Source organism: Sphingobacterium sp. GW821-FHT03E03 (assembly GCF_059420745.1).
Map to the genome: position 1 here is coordinate 107,425 of NZ_JBWKUH010000016.1, position 18,237 is coordinate 125,661.

Consider the following 18,237-nt stretch of genomic DNA (forward strand, 5'->3'; position numbering starts at 1 on the left):
ATTAATAAATTCCCTTTCTAATCTTCCACAATTTGAGCAGCAAGTAACCAAACAGTGCACCACCAACGTGTGCTAGATGGGCTACCGAATCTCCTGGTCTAGATAAGCTCATATAGATCTCGATCAAAATAAATCCTCCGATCATATATTTGGCTTTGACTGGTACAGGAATAAACAAAAATTGAAGCGGTATGTTTGGAAAAAGGTAAGCAAAAGCAAGCAATACACCATATACGGCACCGGAAGCACCCAGCATACGTGAAGTATAGACTTCTTGTACCAACCCTGGATTAGATGTGTTTAGTGTAGACATGTCCAAACTTTGGTGCAAAGGGAAGAAGCTCCCTGTTGCATTAAATATTTCAAAGCCCTGAACACCCATTTGCAATAGCCATGCGCCGATACCAGAAATCAGATAGAAATTCAAAAAACGTTTAGGACCAAGTACTTGCTCGATCATCGGGCCAAAGATGACCAAAGAAAACATATTGAAGAAAATATGGCTGAGGTCGGCATGCATAAACATATGCGTAATTATCTGCCATATTTTAAAATAAGGTGAATCCGGGTAGAAAACCGGAAGATAATTATAAGCAATGGGCACAAATTGTGATCCTAAAAAGAATACAATATTTACGATCAGTAAATTCTTGATAACGGGTGTCAATTGTTGAAACATATAGTTCTATCTTCTAGTTTTTACCAAATTTTTCTGCTAATTCCTGCAATGTAAACGTTACGATAACAGGGTTGCCATAGATGGAGATATTCGGTGATTGACAAGCAAAGAGCTTGTCGACCAATTCTGCCATAGCGGTGTTGTCAAGCTGTGTGCCTGGTTTGATCGCAGCATTACGAGCAAGGCTTTTTGCTAGATTCTCGCGCTTAGCTAGCTTGTATTCGGATTGATTATTTTTATAATCTTCCAATATTTTTTCAATCATTTTGATCTCATCAAAGCCTGTTCCCAAGTCTGCTGGAATTCCGTCAATAATATAGGAATTTTTTCCAAATTCACGAATTTGAAAACCTAGACCATTGATGTCGTCCAATAAGTCTTTCATCAGCTCATTATCCGCAGGGTTGAGGTCTATTGTCTGTGGGAATAAGCTTTGTTGGCTTAAGCCTTTATGCTGATCGAGCTGCTCCAGAAACTGTTCAAATAAAATACGTTCGTGAGCAGCTTGTTGGTCAATAAGAATAAAGCCAGAATGAATCTGTGAAACAATATACTTGTTGTGCAGCTGAAAAAATAATTTAGAGGAAGTTTTATCTTCCACTTGGATGGCCTGTGGGAGGTCCGTCTCCAATTCTGAACCAGTATGCAAAGGAAGCTGTACAGACTCCTCCTTTTCGACGATTTCGTACAATGAATCCCAATTGCTTGGTATTCCCCCTGTTTTTTTTGCAAAGCCTTCCGCATAACTATCCGATCTGGAATAGGATGATTTGGACTTGTCCGTGTCAAAAGGATTAAAATCTGGATTAAAGGTGACTGTTGGCGCAATAATTTCGTCCAATGATTTCTTTGTGATCAGATTGGTGAAGCTTGTCTCCTGTTCAAAATCCAAAGAAGGCATGATATTATAGCGTCCCAATGACCTTTTCACCGCTGAGCGGATGATGGCATAAATTGCCTTGTCATCCTCATATTTGATTTCGGTCTTTGTTGGGTGTACATTGATATCAATACGAGCAGGATCTATATCGATAAATAGGACATAAAACGGAAAAGTTTCCGCTTGCATAATATCCTCGTACGCATTCATAACCGCATGGTGCAGATAAGGGTCACGGACAAATCGCCTGTTGACAAAGAAAAACTGTTCGCCACGTGTTTTCTTCGCAAATTCAGGTTTTCCGACAAAACCTTCCACTTTAATAATGGATGTATCCTCTTCCACAGGAACCAGTCGTTGGTTGTAGTTGTTTCCGAAGATATGGACAATCCGTTGTTTCAGTGTCTCGGCAGGGAGATGATATATTTCATTTCCATCACTATGTAGTGAAAGGAAAATCTGTGGATTAGATAATGAAATACGCTGAAATTCGTCAATGATATGGCGCATTTCAACAGAATTACTCTTTAAGAAGTTCCTGCGGGCAGGAATATTGTAAAAAAGATTTTTGACTAAAATATTTGTTCCAGCAGCAACAGCTTCTGGATATTGATTGACAACTTTTGATCCTTCTATTTCGACCACCGTACCAAGTTCATCTTCGATACGGCGAGTTTTTAGTTCTACTTGTGCTATCGCAGCGATGGACGCCATCGCTTCTCCACGGAAACCCATGGTGCGAATAGCAAATAAATCTTCAGCTTTCCGGATCTTTGACGTCGCATGACGTTCAAAGCAAAGGCGAGCATCTGTTACGCTCATGCCACAGCCATTGTCAATGACTTGGATCAACGATTTGCCCGCGTCTTTAACAATAAGTTTTATTTTGTCAGCTCCAGCATCAATGGCATTCTCAATCAATTCTTTAATGGCAGACGCTGGTCGCTGCACCACTTCTCCCGCCGCAATCTGATTAGCAACATTATCTGGAAGTAATTGAATAATATCCGACATATAATACAAAGTTACGAAATATCCATATTTAGAAAGCACAAACACAAATGAAAATCAACCGGATATTCCAGATGGTCTTTAAAACCGTCGAAGCCTTGTGCCTGCCTTTAAAAAGATGGGCTATCCGCTGTTATGACATCTCCAGTTTTAGGAAACGTGCGGTTTCGCTTTTCTTGTTTTTAATTAAATTTTCTGGTGTTCCTTCAAATAATACTTGACCACCCTCTTTCCCTCCCTCAGGACCGATATCAACCACCCAGTCCGCGGATTTGACAACATCAAGGTTGTGTTCGATAATCAAGACCGTATTTCCACGGTCTACAAGTCGGTTGATCACACCCATGAGTACATTGACGTCTTCAAAATGAAGTCCTGTTGTAGGTTCGTCGAGAATGTAAAATGTGTTTCCGGTATCTTTTTTGGAAAGTTCTGTGGCAAGTTTCACCCGCTGTGCCTCTCCTCCAGATAAGGTCGTAGAAGATTGACCCAAGGTAATATAACCTAAACCTACATCTTGTAATGTTTTGATTTTTCTGTAAATACTTGGTACGTTTTCAAAGAAATCAACAGCATCATTGATGCTCATATCGAGTACATCTGAAATAGATTTACCTTTGTAGCGCACTTCCAAAGTTTCTCGGTTATAACGCTTTCCGTGACATGTTTCACAAGGAACCTGCACATCAGGAAGGAAATTCATCTCAATCACCTTCAATCCTGCACCCTGGCAGGTTTCACAACGCCCTCCTTTGACATTGAATGAAAAACGACCGGGTTTATACCCCCTGATTTTTGCTTCGGGAAGCTGAACAAAGAGCGTGCGTATATCAGAGAATACGCCTGTATAGGTTGAAGGATTCGAACGTGGTGTACGGCCAATAGGACTTTGATCAATTTCAATGACTTTATCAATATGCTCCAAGCCCTCAATCTTTTTAAATGGAAGTGGAGTCGCTTTTGCCCGGAAGAAATGTTTATTTAAGATCGGGTACAATGTACCGGTAATCAAACTCGATTTACCAGAGCCCGAAACACCCGATACAACGATCAATTTGCCGAGCGGAAAGGTTACAGTCAGGTTTTTCAGATTATGCCCAGTAGCGCCATGAATGGTCAGCGTTTTGCTATTACCTTCACGTCGTTTCTCCGGGATCTTAACCTCTTTTTTCCCATTAAGATAAGCTGCGGTCAAAGAGTCTGATTTTAAGATCTCGTCGGGTTGGCCTTCAGCAACGACTGTACCACCATGAACACCCGCCGCCGGGCCCATATCAATCACATAATCCGCATGTAAGATCATATCCTTATCATGCTCAACGACCAAGACCGAATTGCCAATATCACGTAAGTTTTTGAGCGCCTTAATGAGACGTTCGTTGTCACGTTGATGTAATCCGATGCTCGGTTCATCCAGAATATAAAGCACATTGACCAACTGCGAACCAATCTGGGTGGCTAAACGAATCCGTTGCGCTTCCCCACCGGATAGGGTTTTTGCTGTACGATCCAATGTCAGGTAATTCAAGCCTACATCCAGTAAAAAGCCCAAACGAGCCCTTATTTCTTTAAGTATTTCTGTAGCAATGACCAACTGGCGTTCATCCAGTTTGCTCTCTACCTGATCGAACCATTCTTTCAACGCAGAAATATCTAATGTGGATAGTTCATGAATATTCTTGTCTGCGATCATAAAGTGAAGCGATTCTTTCTTCAACCTTGCTCCTTCGCAAGTAGGACAGGTAACTTTGGTTCTGAAATCATCCAGTGAAGGTGCTTCATCAGAAGATTTTCCGGAAAATTCCTCGAGCATTTTGAAGATCCCTTCAAATTCCACACGATATTCACGGGTGCCATAACTTCCATAGGATACGGTGACGACGATAGGTTCTTCTTTATTACCAAATAAAAGTTGGTCGATCTGCTCATCGCTCAGTTTTTCCAGTGCTGTTGTTACCGCAAAATCCAATTTTTTGGCTACCGCTTTAAGTACCTCAAAAGTCCAGTTCTCCCGTGTTGGCCCCAATGGTGCCAGCCCCCCTTTTTGAATGCTGAGTTTTTTGTCAGGAATGACAGCATTTTTGTCAATCTCAAAGATATAACCTAATCCATCACATGTCGGACAGGCACCATAAGGTGAGTTGAATGAGAAGGTATTGGGTTGGGGTTCATCATAAGAGATCCCTGACTCCGCATCCATCAGATACCGGCTATAAAATTGTTCCTGATTATCTTTGGTAGACACTTTGATAATGCCTTTTGCTGTTTTCATGGCCTGCATAACCGAAGTCTGTAGCCGCTTTTTGTCATCGCGTTCTATTTTCAGACGATCAACAACAATCTCAATATCGTGAATTTTATAGCGGTCTACTTGCATTTTTGGGACAAGGTCCAGTATTTCACTATCTACACGCACTTTGACATAACCCTGTTTACGAATTTGCTCAAAAAGCTCCCGATAATGTCCTTTACGTCCTTTTACGACAGGAGCGAGGATATTTAACGCTTGCCCTTCAAACTCATCCAAAATACGGTCGATCACCTGATCGTCAGACATGCGTTCCATTTTTTTGCCAGTGACATAGGAGAATGCTTCACCTGCGCGGGCAAACAAAAGACGCATAAAGTCGTATACTTCAGTAATGGTTCCTACAGTTGACCTTGGATTTTTGCTCGTTGTTTTCTGTTCAATGGAAATCACAGGACTCAAACCCGATATCTTGTCCACATCCGGACGCTCCATACCCCCCAAAAACTGACGGCTATAGGCACTAAAAGTTTCCATGTACCGACGTTGTCCCTCCGCATAAATGGTGTCAAAAGCCAGGGATGACTTTCCACTGCCACTTAAACCGGTGATGACGACCAATTCGTTTCTCGGAAAAGATACATCTATATTTTTTAGATTGTGCGCACGCGCTCCAAATACTTGAACTTCACTCTGTTCGCCCAAATCTGGGCTTCTTTTTACTGCCATGAAAACTCCTTAAAACCCTTGTAAAGGGATAAAATGCAAAACATGCAAAATTACAGATTTTAAAGGAATTATGCGAGCCTATCTGACTTTTGGAATAAAATGTGATATACAGGTGATGCGGAGCTCTTGTGATGCTGTAATGATTTAGGAAAGTTACGAAGGTTATTGTTATCTTGTGATCGTTTTAGATCGTTATGACAACCTTGTAAGCTGTAAGTTTATACAGAAAGTGTCTAGAAAATAAAACGTTAAAATTAAAAAACCAATTCAACGAGTTTGTAAACCAAAGGTATGTTTCAACTAAGGTCGCAATGCTCAATACTCAATACAACAATAATGCGAAAATACGACGTCAGCAAACAGGAAAAACAATCCATCGAAGATATTGTCCAATTTTGGAAAAAGGAGAATCTATTGGATGAACAAAAAGCCAGTGAACTGATGGATAGCCTCGATGTTAAAAGTTTTGATTGGGGGCAACTGGCGCGTTATGCTTTTTGGATCGCCTTGGCCTCTTTGGTGTTCGCTGTTTTCTCGCTATTTACAGACGCTTCTTTCCTGGCTTTTGTGGATACTCTTTATGAAGCGCCCAACATTTTATTCTGCTTCTTTTTTGCTGCGGTCGCTGTGCTGTTCTATACGCTGGGGTTTCGTTATAAAAAGCGTTATCCCTATAAGAATCTTTCCACAGAGACCATGATGTTGATCGGAGTATTCGGAACGGCAGCCTGCATCGGGTTTATGGGTAAGGTATTGGATAAAGATACCATGCATTATTCGCTTTTATTTTTATTGTCCGTTGCGATCTATGGTATTCTTGCGGTAAAGCTCGATAGCAAGCTGATCTGGACCTTTATGCTTTTGGCCCTTGGCGTTTGGTTCGCCACCGAGACAGCCTATCATAGCAACTGGGGATTTAAATTCTGGGGAATGAATTATCCGCTACGCTTTACTATTTTCGGTGCAATGATCACAGCAGCTGCGGTTTGGCTGCAACCACGTTTTGAACGCTTGCAGATCTTTCAGCCGGTCAGTTATATCATTGGATTGATTTATCTCATGGTCTCTTTATGGACACTGTCCATTTTTGGTAACTATTCGGATTTTTATGAATGGACCACCGTACGTCAATACCATATGTTTTATTGGGGTATTTTATCAACTGCGGTGTCCGCTTTTCTCGTTATTTATGGGTTAAAAGCAAAAGATAATGTCACCCGTGAGGTAGGCTTTGTATTTTTGGTGCTGAATATCTATACACGCTATGTGGAGTATCTATGGGATAATATCAACAGAGCCGTATTTTTCTTGATCCTGGCAGTTTCCTTTTGGTTTGTCGGACGTTGGGCAGAGAAATTATGGAATAGACGAAAAGAGGAGCTCGAAAGGTAATAACAATTGAATCCTCCAATAGATGGCATCGCGAAACGGAAGCGTTATGAAAACGATGCTGTGGATTTTTTACTTAAACCGATTTTATTTGAACGTCTTAAACGGGCTGTAGAAAAGATTGAATCCATATAGCAACCCGAATGCAGGATAAACAACCTCTGGTGTAAGTTTCAGAAATGAACCGTAAACCCTACGCCTCGATTCGAATTGATGCTCAGATTCGGGTCATGACTTAGGTATTTTCGTATGCGGGTGATAAAAACGTCCATGCTTCTGCCGGTAAAAAAATCAGCGCTCCCCCATACCTTTTCAAGGATATCTTCCCGTGTCACGAGCTGACCATTGTGCTGGCAAAGGAACAAAAGTAATTGTGCTTCCCGCTCGGTGAGCCTATATTGTTCCAAAGCATGACTCAGCAACAGTTGGTCGGGAAAAAATAGGTACGAACCAATTGGAATGGAACCTGCGGATACATGTTTTTGATTGCGTTTTAGTATATTCTGTATACGAAGTAACAATTCTTCTGGGTCACAGGGTTTGGTAATATAATCGTCGGCACCGATTTTTAAACCGGTCAACTTATCTATCTTCTGTTCTTTGGCCGTTAAAAAGATAAAAGGAAGTGATGGGAAAAGTGTATTGATCTCTTTGGCCAGCGTAAAGCCGCTCACCTGGGGGAGCATCACATCCAAAATAATTAAATCATATCCCACAAGCTGCTGAAAGTCTGCTATAAGATCATTCGGCTGTAAAATCCATTCCACCTGAAAGTCCGACAGCTCGAGGTATTGTTTCAGCATGAATCCGAAATCCGGATCATCTTCTACCAACAATAGTTTATTCTTCATAACCCGATAAATTAGCGCGGCAATAGCACCACAAAAGTTGTTCCTTGCTGCAATTTACTCATCACGCTGATATCGCCCGCATATTTTTTGATGATATTCTTAACCAAAAATAGACCGATTCCTAAACCCTTCGTGTCATGGATATTATTTTTTTGGATACGGTAAAACTTTTCAAAAATATAAGGCAATTCGCTTTCTTCCATTCCTTGTCCATTATCGCTGACCTGAATGGATAGCTGGTTTTTCTGCTCTTCAAAACGGATATTCAGTTGTGTAGCACCGTATTTGGCCGCGTTATTCATCAGGTTTGAAAATAATGTCGCTGCATCTAGAGGATTAAGGCAAATCTGCATGTTGGAGCTTGGCGCAACAATGAGTTTGACCGTTGGATTGCACAGCTGAAAATCACTAAAAATACTCGCTAGTTCATCCGGAGTTATGGGGGCTAAACTCGTCGTCGTTTGGTGCTCATTCAGCGGATCTAGTGTCTGTTCCAAGCGGTTAACCTGGCGTTCAATAACCGCTATGATCGTGTCATCCGGAGATTTTCGGAGTGTTTTAGCCGCAATTTTAAGGGTAGCGATAGGCGTTTTTAGCTCGTGCGAGATATTGTCCACCACATCGTGCAAGACAGCGATCTGTTTATCTTGTTTTCGGAGATTAGTGATGGTTCGATAAAACAGCCAGATAAATGCTGCAAGAATCAATAAAGTGCTCAGTAATAGCGAAGTCAGCTCCCTGAACAAAATCCAGCGCAGATTGACCACTTCAAAAGACGTCTTTCGCGGAACAGAAAAAACATATAAGATTTCTCTGCTCTGGACGCTATCCTGAACTTTGTTTGTTTCAGTTTTCTCTGTAAGCCATTTGCTGCTTGATAATTCCGTAGGGTTGTGAAAAGTGCCCCTTGTGGTATACACGGTGATGGGTCCATTAACCAATGGGGTTGCTACATCCTTATAATAAATACCCAATATTTCCTGTCGGAGGATCACATGCATACCCAGTGGCCGGAATATACTGTCGACATATTTTGTTAGCTCCAGGGATGTTTTCTGCGCATGTGTTTTATATAAATTTTTTAGACCTTCTGCCGTGATCTCCTTTTTAACCAGTTTAATGTAATAATCACGGGCGATATCCTTGCTTAATAAGTTGTTGTCAAAAATAGAATCGGAGTCTTCTAATCTGTCCAGGTTCTTTTTGACATCAGCGAATACTTCACGTTGTTTGAGCCGATAGGTATTGTACAATTGATAACCTTGTATGCCAATGAGGATGGCAAAAAATAGGGTGAAAAGGATGATATAATTTTTAGGTTTCAATTCCATATACAAATATAATTGCTTACTAGCAACATCATACACCTTAACGCAGCATTAACTCTTCATTAACCATATTTAGCGGAGGTAATGGACAATTTTGGAGCATTAAATACCGAAATATGAAAGGATTATTATTTTTGCTCTTAGCTCCTTTGCTTTCCACAGCACAGACTAGACAAGTAGCGGGACAGATTCAAAAGGGAAATAGCGAGCAACTGGCTGATGTATCTATTGTGTTATTGGATAGTACTTATCAACAAATTAGAGAAATGAAGACTGATCTTTCCGGAAAGTTTGAATTAACATTGAAACAGCATACGAAATACTATCTCAAAGCATCACATTTGAATTTTGGCACGAAGGAATTATTTTTTTACAGCGATACCATAAAAAGTCCGTTGATCGTGACACTTCTTCCTAAAGCGAAAGAGCTTGAGGAAGTTAATGTTGTAGGCCGGCAGCCTCGATTGATCCGCAAGTTGGATCGCCTAGAATTTAACGTACAGCATAGTAATCTCTCTGCACTCAATACCTGGGATATCCTTAAACGTACACCTTTGGTGATGGCTAATGGCTCGGACTTAATGGTTCGGGGAAGTAAAAAGATTATGGTGCTGATCAATGACCGCAAGATTCTGCTCAGTGGCGAGGAGCTGAAAACCTATCTGGAGAATACCGCTGGCAACGATGTCCAGTCCATCGAGGTGATTACCAATCCCCCTGCAAAATATGAAGCGGAGGGAAGTACAATCATCAATATCAAGCTTTCCAAATCTACCTTATATGGGTATCGGGGTACGTTAGTGGGGTTGGCGGAAAAAAGCACGACCTGGAAACAGTTGTTTGGACTGACACAGTATTACAAGAATGAAAAATTCAATCTACGGGCGACATACAATTTTGGGCGTGGTACCTATGCACGTTATGAAACAAACTACGTGTATTACCCGAAAGAACAGACCTCATGGGAAGGCACGATGGATCGTTTCGATACCAATAATAGCCAAAATAGTTATGTGCTTTCGATGGAATATACACCAGACACAACATGGTCGGTCAATATGGGCTTAACGGGTTATTATGGGCCGAGGTCCTACGGGGTCTATGAGGTACCTACAGCAATCTATAATAAAGACCGTGTGCAAGAATCCAGCTATTTTACAACAAATGATCATGAACGGTCCAATAAAAACAACAATCTTTACCTTCAGGTAAGCAAGAAACTCAGCTCCAAATGGAGTATCAATTGGTCTTCTTATTTTACGTCCAGCAATGCTACCAACGATCAAGATGTTTTGACGGCATTGAATTTTAAAGGGGAAAAACCATCAAGTACGCGTTTTATTAGCAATAACGAGAGCGAAAACCGACTTTTATCCACACAAATGGACATTACGGGAAAGATAAAAGAGCTAGAGGTCGAGTTCGGTGGAAAGTTTAGCGCTGTAAAAACAACAAGTGACTTAATATTTTCGGACGATGAATCAGGTACCCTGCAATATCGGCCCGACAAGAGTAGCCTGTTTGATTATAAAGAGCGTAATGCCGCCTTATACACATCGTTTAACTATAGCTGGAAGAAATGGAGCTGGAAGGCGGGGTTAAGAGGGGAGTATACCGACCTAGAAGGACGGGTTTCAGAACCGGAGGACATTAATAAGAAGGATTATTTTGTGTTGTTTCCCACTTTCTACATGCAATATGCGCTCTCGGATCAGCAACAATTCGGATTTTCCTATGGTAAACGCATCAGCCGTCCCGCTTATTCATGGCTTAATCCGGCGAAATCCTATTATAACCTGTTTTCATATTTCCAGGGAGATCCCCGCTTGAGAGCTACGATTGTGCATAATCTCAATCTGACCTGGACAAAGAACAATTGGAATGTGGATCTATTTTATCGTTTTGAAAAATGGCCTAATATGGAAATTGCTTTGCAGGACAACGTCAATCACCAGCTGATCTTTCAATATACCAATATTAAGAAAGGGCAAGGGGCAGGTATAGATTTGGGGAAGAGCTTTCAATTGACCTCCCGTTGGGGATTAAATCTTCAACTGGAAGGAATGTACAATGAGAATTATTTTATGGGGGCCGATGCGGTGCTACATAAGAACGATGTTTATATCGGTAATGGCAACATAAGTTCAAACTATGTCTTGGACAAAAATGCGGGTTGGAATCTGGAACTCGGCAATACGTTTACCTCACCGACTATTCAGGGACCATTCCGGATTACAGGCTACTCCAGTACCTACGTGATGACCAACCGAAAGTTTTTTAATAAGCGACTGGAAGTCAACCTTGCATTTATGGATATTTTTAGGACAGAGAAAATGAGGATATCGTCAAAATATGCTGATCAGAACAATTATTTTGATGATTATCGGGATACAAGAAAGGTAAATGTGACGTTGCGGTATCACTTTGGGAACCAAAAGGTCAAGAGCAGCAACCAACCGAATAAGACCGAAGAGCAATCAAGACTTTAGCCCGCTATTCTTTAAATAGCGGGGCTGTCCTTCCTATTTCAGATTCGTTTGAAATAGGAAGGACAGACATACTGAAATTTAGTTTATTTTTAGCGAATAAGTGATGTTGATACCACCCGCTGCAAGCATATCATGTACTGAACAATATTTTTTCACAGCTAGCTCGGCTGCTTTCGCCGCCTTCACTTCATCAATTTCCCCTTTGAGGAAAAAGTTGATATGAATATCCGTAAACACTTGGGGCACTTCTTCACGACGCTTTCCTTCCACTTCCACTTGAACATCATCAATTTGCTGACGCTGTTTTACCAGGATACTATGTAGGTCAAAAACGCTGCAAGAACCCAATGCCATCAATACCAACTCCATGGGGCGAACACCTTTTCCTTCACCACCGATCGCTTCAGAACCATCGATATTCACTTTGACGGAAGATAATTCACTGCTGGCTTCGAAATGCACAGCTTGGTTGACACGGTTTAATTTGATTTTCATAAGAATAATTATTTACGCGTATTTTATTTGTCTGTTAACACATCCACGCGGCCATCAATAATGACTCCCACTGTACCATTCTCATCTTATGCAGATTTGTCTGGTGTAGCTTTTGAGACGGATGAATGTTAAACAAAAATAAGCATTGTTTAACAAAAAAAGGTCATCTGAATGTTCAATTCAGATGACCTTTTTTTGTTATCCTTTTGGCTAATTTATAGCACTAAGGTAAGGCAACTCCACCATACTGGCTGACATTTACTTTCCCTAATTTGGTACTATATTTTGCATTGATCGCATCAACAAAAACATTGGCCATAATGGCATAGCCCATAGGTGTTAAGTGAACTCCATCCAATGAAAAGATGTTTCCAGTAATATATTTATTGCTGATGGCGATACCGTTAATCTGATAGCCCGATTTTACTTTGTTCAAGAAGCTGTAGATATCCGCTACTGCAAGTTTTTTGCTGTCCGCAATTTGTTTGATCGTTGTGTTTAGCGCGACGATACGATCTTGGACCATTTTTGCCTCAGCCTCATCCAAGACAAAATTGTCACCAACAGGATTTGCTGGATGTAGACCGTAAGGAGCCGGATTGACAACGCCAGTTACAGGGTCTTTGAGATCTCGTCTGCCCAATAAGCCAGCCGAAGAAAATGGCAGAATAAACATGTCTTTATCCGTTGCTGCACGTGGGATTGTCTTTGTTTTAATGTAGATATCCGTGAGTGGTGCGGCATTGGGATCTTGCGCTTTTAATGCCGCATTCGCTGCAGCCAATAATGCCTGGCGTGTCACTGTTGTGAAGTAAGGAACGGCCGTCACATCAGGAATGGTGGCAACAACTCCTTTTTGTTCTTTGCTGGTTAATTTGGTGATAAAGCCGGTATAAAACCTCGCAAAGTCCTGTTCAGAAATCAAGGTGTTTGTGGCATCAGTAGTTACGGCACCATTTGTTGCATAGCCCAATACATCATTATTTCCTAATGAGAAGGAAAAGAAGGTATGGTCTTTAGTCGTTGCATAATCTACATAAGTTGTGGTAACTGGCGCATTGTCGGGTAGCAATCGCTCAAAATAAGGATTCCCTTTTGTAGTACCTATTCCTGGCGCAAATGCCATATCCAAACGCATTCCCGGTACGCCCAGATTATTGATGGGACCAGTGTACTTGATGTAAAGCGGCTTTTTGTCTTCCGTTTGTCCACGGATGGCCAGGTGGTCAGTAACTGTACCCAATTGCGGTTGACCGTTCACCAGTGCTTTTAAATATAAGAACCCACTACCATTATAGTTTTCCGCAGGAAAATAAGGTTGCAAAAACTCTCCTCCGCCTACTTTTTTCATTTCTTGAGCAAGCATATTCGGGAAAGATTGTTCCTGACCCTTGAGACTGAGCCCACTATTGGCGTATCCAGAAGTTAGTGAGTTACCGACAGCTATATACTTGCTGAAATCTACATTTTCGGGGTTTCCACCTTTGGTGTCAAGGTCGATAGACGGTTTACAGGACGCAGCCAATGCTATCGCCGCAAAACCAATATAAAGCTTAATATTTTTTTGAAATCTTTTCATAATCTATTACCATTTATAGGTGAATGAAATTGAAGGAGCATGAATGTTAGTTTTGTAAGCACCCTCAATTTGTGTAGCTGGGCTTACGACAGTACGCTCTTTCAATTTTTGTAAAACATAAGCTGCGTGCAGGCTGAATTTGTCGTTAATTGCATAAGACAATCCCAATGCCCCCATGATACGGTCGTTGTCCGGTGTCTCCGCATAAACATGGTCTTTGTCAACCGGTGTTTTTACATAACCTACTCCGGCACGTACAGCCAAATGCTCGCAGGCTTTATAATTCACCCCAATTTTCCCTGAAAATGCATTCTTATAATTTTTTATCTGCTCAGTATCCTGTAGCAGCGGAGTATTGTCTGCATAATCAAATACTAACTTTTTATAAATATTATATTGGATAAAAGTTCCATCGGCAACAACATCTACTTTGTCACTAACTGGGACCGAAATGCCTAGGTTGAGTGATGCCGGTAAAGGAAGCTCTGCACTGAATTTGGTATCAGGAAACGAAGCTGCAACAGCATCAGGTACCGTAAAATCAGCATCCCCTTTTTTCAGTTTGGTAACGACTTTCGATCGGTAAGATAGGGAGATCGCGACGTTGTTGTCAAAATTGTAATGTGCACCAACGTTGTAACCTATACCAGTACCAGTACCGGTTAATTTAGCGCTTGCAGAAGATCCGTCAGGTAAAAACAAAGGTAATGACCGCGCTAGATCGACCATACCGATGTTGTACACGAATCCGGCACCTACACTTAAGTTATCGGTAAGTTTATAACTAATGGTAGGCTGTATGTAAATCGCGCGCAACTTGAGGTGGTTGAGCTCGTATTTTCCAGGCCAACTGTCTCCCCAATCCACTGCTCCACCGTAAGGTGTATAAACACCTAGACCAGCTTTCCAACGGGCATTGTCAGGGCCAAATGTAGCAAAGACAGAAAATGGTGGGGTAACTTGCGAGCGTGTGTTGTAGACTTGATTACTTCCTGATTCTTTGAAGGCTGATCGATACATTACCGTAGATATCCCTGCAGATACCGCATTATGGTCCATTTTTGCTAAACCTCCCGGATTGTAGAATATACTTGTTTCGTCTGTGAATAGTGCAGATCCAGCACCAGCCATACCTAATGCTCGTACGCCTTGCGTATTCACTTGAGACCCTTGTGCAAAGAGCAGTGATGGTGATGCACAAAGTATTGAGAATAATAATTTCTTCATACTAGTGTTTATTGTTGGTTAACATTCCTCTTTAAAATACAATGCTAACATAATAAATGTTTGGCTAATATTAATAAATGTTGTGTAATATTTTTTTTGCTCGTACCTTTAAGAGCAAGGAAACTAAAAATTAAACGATCATATTTTATGGCTACAATCACTTTTAAGGGCAATCCAGTGAACACAAAAGGCAATTTACCACAAGTTGGTGAGCAAGCGCCTGATTTTAAATTAACTGCAGGAGATCTTTCAGATAAGTCACTCGCAGACTTCAAAGGGAAAAAAATTGTGTTAAATATTTTTCCTAGTGTGGATACTGGAACTTGTGCGGCATCTGTACGTGCGTTTAACAAAGAAGCATCTCAATTGGACAATACGGTTGTATTATGTATATCAAAAGATTTGCCATTTGCACAAGGTCGTTTTTGCGCAGCCGAAGGCTTGAGCAATGTGGTGACATTATCAGAATATAAAGATGCGAATTTCTCTGATGCTTATCAATTGGCAATCGCCGATGGACCATTAGCAGGTCTATTGAGCCGAGTTGTGATTACTTTGGACGAGAATGGTAAAGTCTTGTACGAAGAGCAAGTTGCCGAAATCGCTGACGAACCAAACTATGCTGCAGCGATTGCTTCGTTGAACTAGGAAATCATGAGTAGTACGAGGATAAAGAAGGCAGAACTATCAGCCGAAAGGCTTATAAAACCAGCATCTCATATCTCAATACTAAATACTAAAAAAGCGTGCTAAGCACGCTTTTTTAGTATTTATTTTGTCTTCTCTAGGGCTTGTAAGATATCGTTGATAATATCTTCCTGATCTTCTAATCCAACCGACAATCGAATACTGCCCGGTTGTATACCTAAGTTCAGTCGTTCGTCCTCAGACAGCTTGGAGTGTGTCGTGGATGCTGGATGCGTAGCGATTGATCTGGAATCACCTAAGTTGGATGTGTATAAAATCATTTCCAATTGGTCAACAAAAGCTTTTGCACGTTCAAAACCACCCTTGACAACCAGTGTAACAATGCCACCGCCTGCTTTCATCTGCTTCTTAGCTAGCTCATATTGTGGATGGCTTGGTAGAAAAGGATATTTTACATCTTCGATCTCCGGATGATTTTCTAACGCTTGTGCCAGTGCGAGTGCATTGGAACAATGGCGATCCATACGGATACCTAGGGTGTCCAGACTTTTGGAAATAATCCAGGCATTAAATGGTGACAATGCGGGGCCTGTGTGACGGATAAAGAACATCAATTTGTCTATCAATTCCTGTTTTCCAACGACAATACCACCCAAAACACGTCCCTGTCCATCCATGTATTTAGTCGCTGAATGGATGACCAAGTCAAATCCATACTGAATTGGTTTCTGAAGATATGGCGTCGCAAAACAGTTGTCGATCGAAAGAATAATATTTGGATATTTTTCTTTGAACTTGCCCAACCATTCTAAATCAACCAATTCCAATCCGGGATTGGATGGTGATTCCAAAAATATAATTTTCGTATTTGGCTGTATAGCCTTTTCCCATTCCTCAGGATTAGCCGCGTCTACATAAGTTGTGGTAACACCCCAACGCGGAAAAAGTTCTGTAAATAACTGATGGGTAGAACCAAATATCGCGCGTGAAGAAACAATATGGTCTCCACTTTCGATAATTGCAGCAAAGGATGCAAATACTGCAGCCATACCAGATGCGAAAGATAAGCCCGATTCAGCACCTTCCATAATACAAACCTTGTTGATGAACTCGGAAGTATTCGGGTTTGCATAGCGAGAATAAATCATTGCATCCTCTTCTCCAGCAAAGACCGCCCGACCTTGTTCAGCGCTGTCGAAGATAAAACTTGATGTGAGGTATAAAGGAGTCGAATGTTCGCGAAGTGCTGAACGATCGACCTGTTCACGTATGATTTTAGATTGATCTTTTTTCATGATGTGTAAAGTTACGAGATGAAATTTTTATATTCGTATAATTACCAATGAAATGACCCATTTTATGAAAAAAATCTGGCTATTTTTTTTCCATGGAATTTTATTCCTTTGTTTTTCCTGTTCAAAAGATATAGAATTACTCTCTGATCAGGGCCTCAAAGAAATACCTGTGTTCTTGTTGAGCCCCGATTTTCTATCTAACTATAATTTTTATCCGTTTGATAATAAGCTAAAACTGGCATACAAAGACCACCAACTTTCTCGAATTACTGGAGGCTTTTTGACGATTCCCACAGCAACCGGATTGAGCTATCATTTTACCGATATTATCTATTGGGATATCAACGTTATTGGGGATCGGGTTAAATTGGAAAAAAAGAGCTCCGATAAGGGAGTCTCATTTGATGAAAGGCATGAGTTACGTTATCACAATAAACTGATCACCGAAAGAAGAATAAACCGAGGAAATCAATCCATTAGCATATATAAATATGAATATGAGAACAACCTATTGAAAAAAGAATATTGCTATTTAGGTGATCGATTACCCCTTGAGAAAACGTTCTATTTTAATGCGAGCAAAAATTTAGATAGCATTGTGTATGAATACCCATATAGTACTTCTAAAATAATTGAGATATTTACTAATTATGATCAGAAACCAAATAAATTAAGGGGCTTTTGGTGTTAGAAGACTTTTTGCCAAGAGCGCTCTCGATAAACAATTATATGGAAATGAATAGATTGTATGTTGATGAGGCAGGGAATCGAAGCCCATCTGGGGAAAGAAGATGGGATGATAAGCTTTTCAATTAATGACGAACTTAAATAAAAGAGGCCGATAACTATATCGGCCCCTTTTATTTAAATTGAGTATTTCCTTATTTTTTTACAAATTGCATCACGACAATATCGCCAGAAATAAATGTTAACTCATTATCTCTAACGTCAAAGTTTGTCGTAGATTTTAAGCCATTCATAAATTCATTGTAAGCCGCATTTTCACAGTGCATCATCGTAGATACCAATTTATCACCGATCTTAATGGAATTGCCTTTTTCACTTTCGTAAGTACCACCGATACCATTACAACCGTTGTTACCTTCTACTTTGTGGTCTTTGCTTGTGAAAGTTAATGTTGGGATTTTGTCCTTATACAATTCCTTCAGTGCTTTTCCTGCTGTCTCTGGTGTGGTAATAGACTTAAGCTCCCATGTTCCTTCCAAAGATGCGTTATCCACTACACTTGGTTTTTGCACTGTAGTTGCGGTATCGCCAGCTCCTGTTGCTTCAGATTTTTTTCCTGTTGTGTTACATGCAACAGTTGAAAATGCCAATGCAACTGCTAAAATCATTAAATTTACTTTCATAATAATTTCTAATAATATA

14 protein-coding genes are annotated in these 18,237 nt (G+C 40.7%); 4 read left to right on the forward strand and 10 right to left on the reverse strand.

Features of this window, described 5'->3' with window-relative positions; genetic code table 11:
- Nucleotide 1 precedes the first annotated feature (1 nt).
- The 3 genes from AC07UV_RS17360 to uvrA form a co-directional block, all read right to left on the reverse strand.
- Entirely contained in the window at nucleotides 2–679 is a 678-nt protein-coding gene (locus tag AC07UV_RS17360; RefSeq protein ID WP_495184642.1) for a rhomboid family intramembrane serine protease, read from the reverse strand.
- A gap of 13 nt (nucleotides 680–692) precedes the next feature.
- Nucleotides 693–2,573: a DNA mismatch repair endonuclease MutL gene (gene mutL / locus AC07UV_RS17365; protein WP_495184643.1), complete on the reverse strand. Its 1,881-nt coding sequence runs from the start codon at nucleotides 2,571–2,573 to the stop codon at nucleotides 693–695.
- A 130-nt stretch (nucleotides 2,574–2,703) separates the two neighbouring features.
- Nucleotides 2,704–5,547, reverse strand: coding sequence for an excinuclease ABC subunit UvrA (uvrA, locus tag AC07UV_RS17370; protein ID WP_495184644.1), 2,844 nt, complete (start codon nucleotides 5,545–5,547; stop codon nucleotides 2,704–2,706).
- A 336-nt stretch (nucleotides 5,548–5,883) separates the two neighbouring features.
- Here uvrA and AC07UV_RS17375 point away from each other — a divergent pair, with 336 nt between their 5' ends.
- The gene (locus tag AC07UV_RS17375; protein WP_282251965.1) at nucleotides 5,884–6,939 is read left to right on the forward strand and encodes a DUF2157 domain-containing protein; all 1,056 of its coding nucleotides are present in this window, start codon (nucleotides 5,884–5,886) and stop codon (nucleotides 6,937–6,939) included.
- Nucleotides 6,940–7,109: 170 nt separating this feature from the next.
- Here the strand turns inward: AC07UV_RS17375 and AC07UV_RS17380 are convergent, their stop codons facing one another.
- Nucleotides 7,110–7,787: a response regulator transcription factor gene (locus AC07UV_RS17380; RefSeq protein ID WP_495184645.1), complete on the reverse strand. Its 678-nt coding sequence runs from the start codon at nucleotides 7,785–7,787 to the stop codon at nucleotides 7,110–7,112.
- An 11-nt stretch (nucleotides 7,788–7,798) separates the two neighbouring features.
- Entirely contained in the window at nucleotides 7,799–9,118 is a 1,320-nt protein-coding gene (locus AC07UV_RS17385) for a sensor histidine kinase (RefSeq protein ID WP_495184646.1), read from the reverse strand.
- Nucleotides 9,119–9,231: 113 nt separating this feature from the next.
- Between AC07UV_RS17385 and AC07UV_RS17390 the strand changes: the two genes are divergently transcribed.
- A complete protein-coding gene (locus AC07UV_RS17390; RefSeq protein ID WP_495184647.1) occupies nucleotides 9,232–11,604 on the forward strand; it encodes an outer membrane beta-barrel family protein in 2,373 nt (790 codons plus the stop codon).
- A gap of 78 nt (nucleotides 11,605–11,682) precedes the next feature.
- Here the strand turns inward: AC07UV_RS17390 and AC07UV_RS17395 are convergent, their stop codons facing one another.
- From AC07UV_RS17395 to AC07UV_RS17405, 3 genes are all read right to left on the reverse strand, one after another.
- A complete protein-coding gene (locus tag AC07UV_RS17395) occupies nucleotides 11,683–12,099 on the reverse strand; it encodes an OsmC family protein (RefSeq protein ID WP_120260249.1) in 417 nt (138 codons plus the stop codon).
- Nucleotides 12,100–12,322: 223 nt separating this feature from the next.
- Nucleotides 12,323–13,678 carry an SGNH/GDSL hydrolase family protein gene (locus AC07UV_RS17400; RefSeq protein ID WP_454881808.1) on the reverse strand — a complete coding sequence of 452 codons (1,356 nt, stop codon included), beginning with the start codon at nucleotides 13,676–13,678 and terminating at the stop codon, nucleotides 12,323–12,325.
- Between the two features lie 6 nt (nucleotides 13,679–13,684).
- Nucleotides 13,685–14,905: an OmpP1/FadL family transporter gene (locus AC07UV_RS17405; protein ID WP_223581732.1), complete on the reverse strand. Its 1,221-nt coding sequence runs from the start codon at nucleotides 14,903–14,905 to the stop codon at nucleotides 13,685–13,687.
- 147 nt (nucleotides 14,906–15,052) lie between these two features.
- On the opposite strand from AC07UV_RS17405, the gene tpx reads away from it, so the two are divergent.
- Complete coding sequence (gene tpx / locus AC07UV_RS17410; RefSeq protein ID WP_120260246.1) at nucleotides 15,053–15,553, forward strand: thiol peroxidase; 501 nt, start codon at nucleotides 15,053–15,055, stop codon at nucleotides 15,551–15,553.
- Nucleotides 15,554–15,675: 122 nt separating this feature from the next.
- Here tpx and AC07UV_RS17415 read toward each other — a convergent pair whose 3' ends face one another.
- Nucleotides 15,676–16,848: a trans-sulfuration enzyme family protein gene (locus AC07UV_RS17415; RefSeq protein ID WP_120260245.1), complete on the reverse strand. Its 1,173-nt coding sequence runs from the start codon at nucleotides 16,846–16,848 to the stop codon at nucleotides 15,676–15,678.
- 64 nt (nucleotides 16,849–16,912) lie between these two features.
- Here AC07UV_RS17415 and AC07UV_RS17420 point away from each other — a divergent pair, with 64 nt between their 5' ends.
- Nucleotides 16,913–17,539, forward strand: coding sequence for a hypothetical protein (locus AC07UV_RS17420; protein WP_495184648.1), 627 nt, complete (start codon nucleotides 16,913–16,915; stop codon nucleotides 17,537–17,539).
- A 190-nt stretch (nucleotides 17,540–17,729) separates the two neighbouring features.
- Here AC07UV_RS17420 and AC07UV_RS17425 read toward each other — a convergent pair.
- A partial coding sequence (locus tag AC07UV_RS17425; RefSeq protein WP_495184649.1) for an META domain-containing protein occupies nucleotides 17,730–18,237 on the reverse strand: 508 nt, incomplete at its 5' end.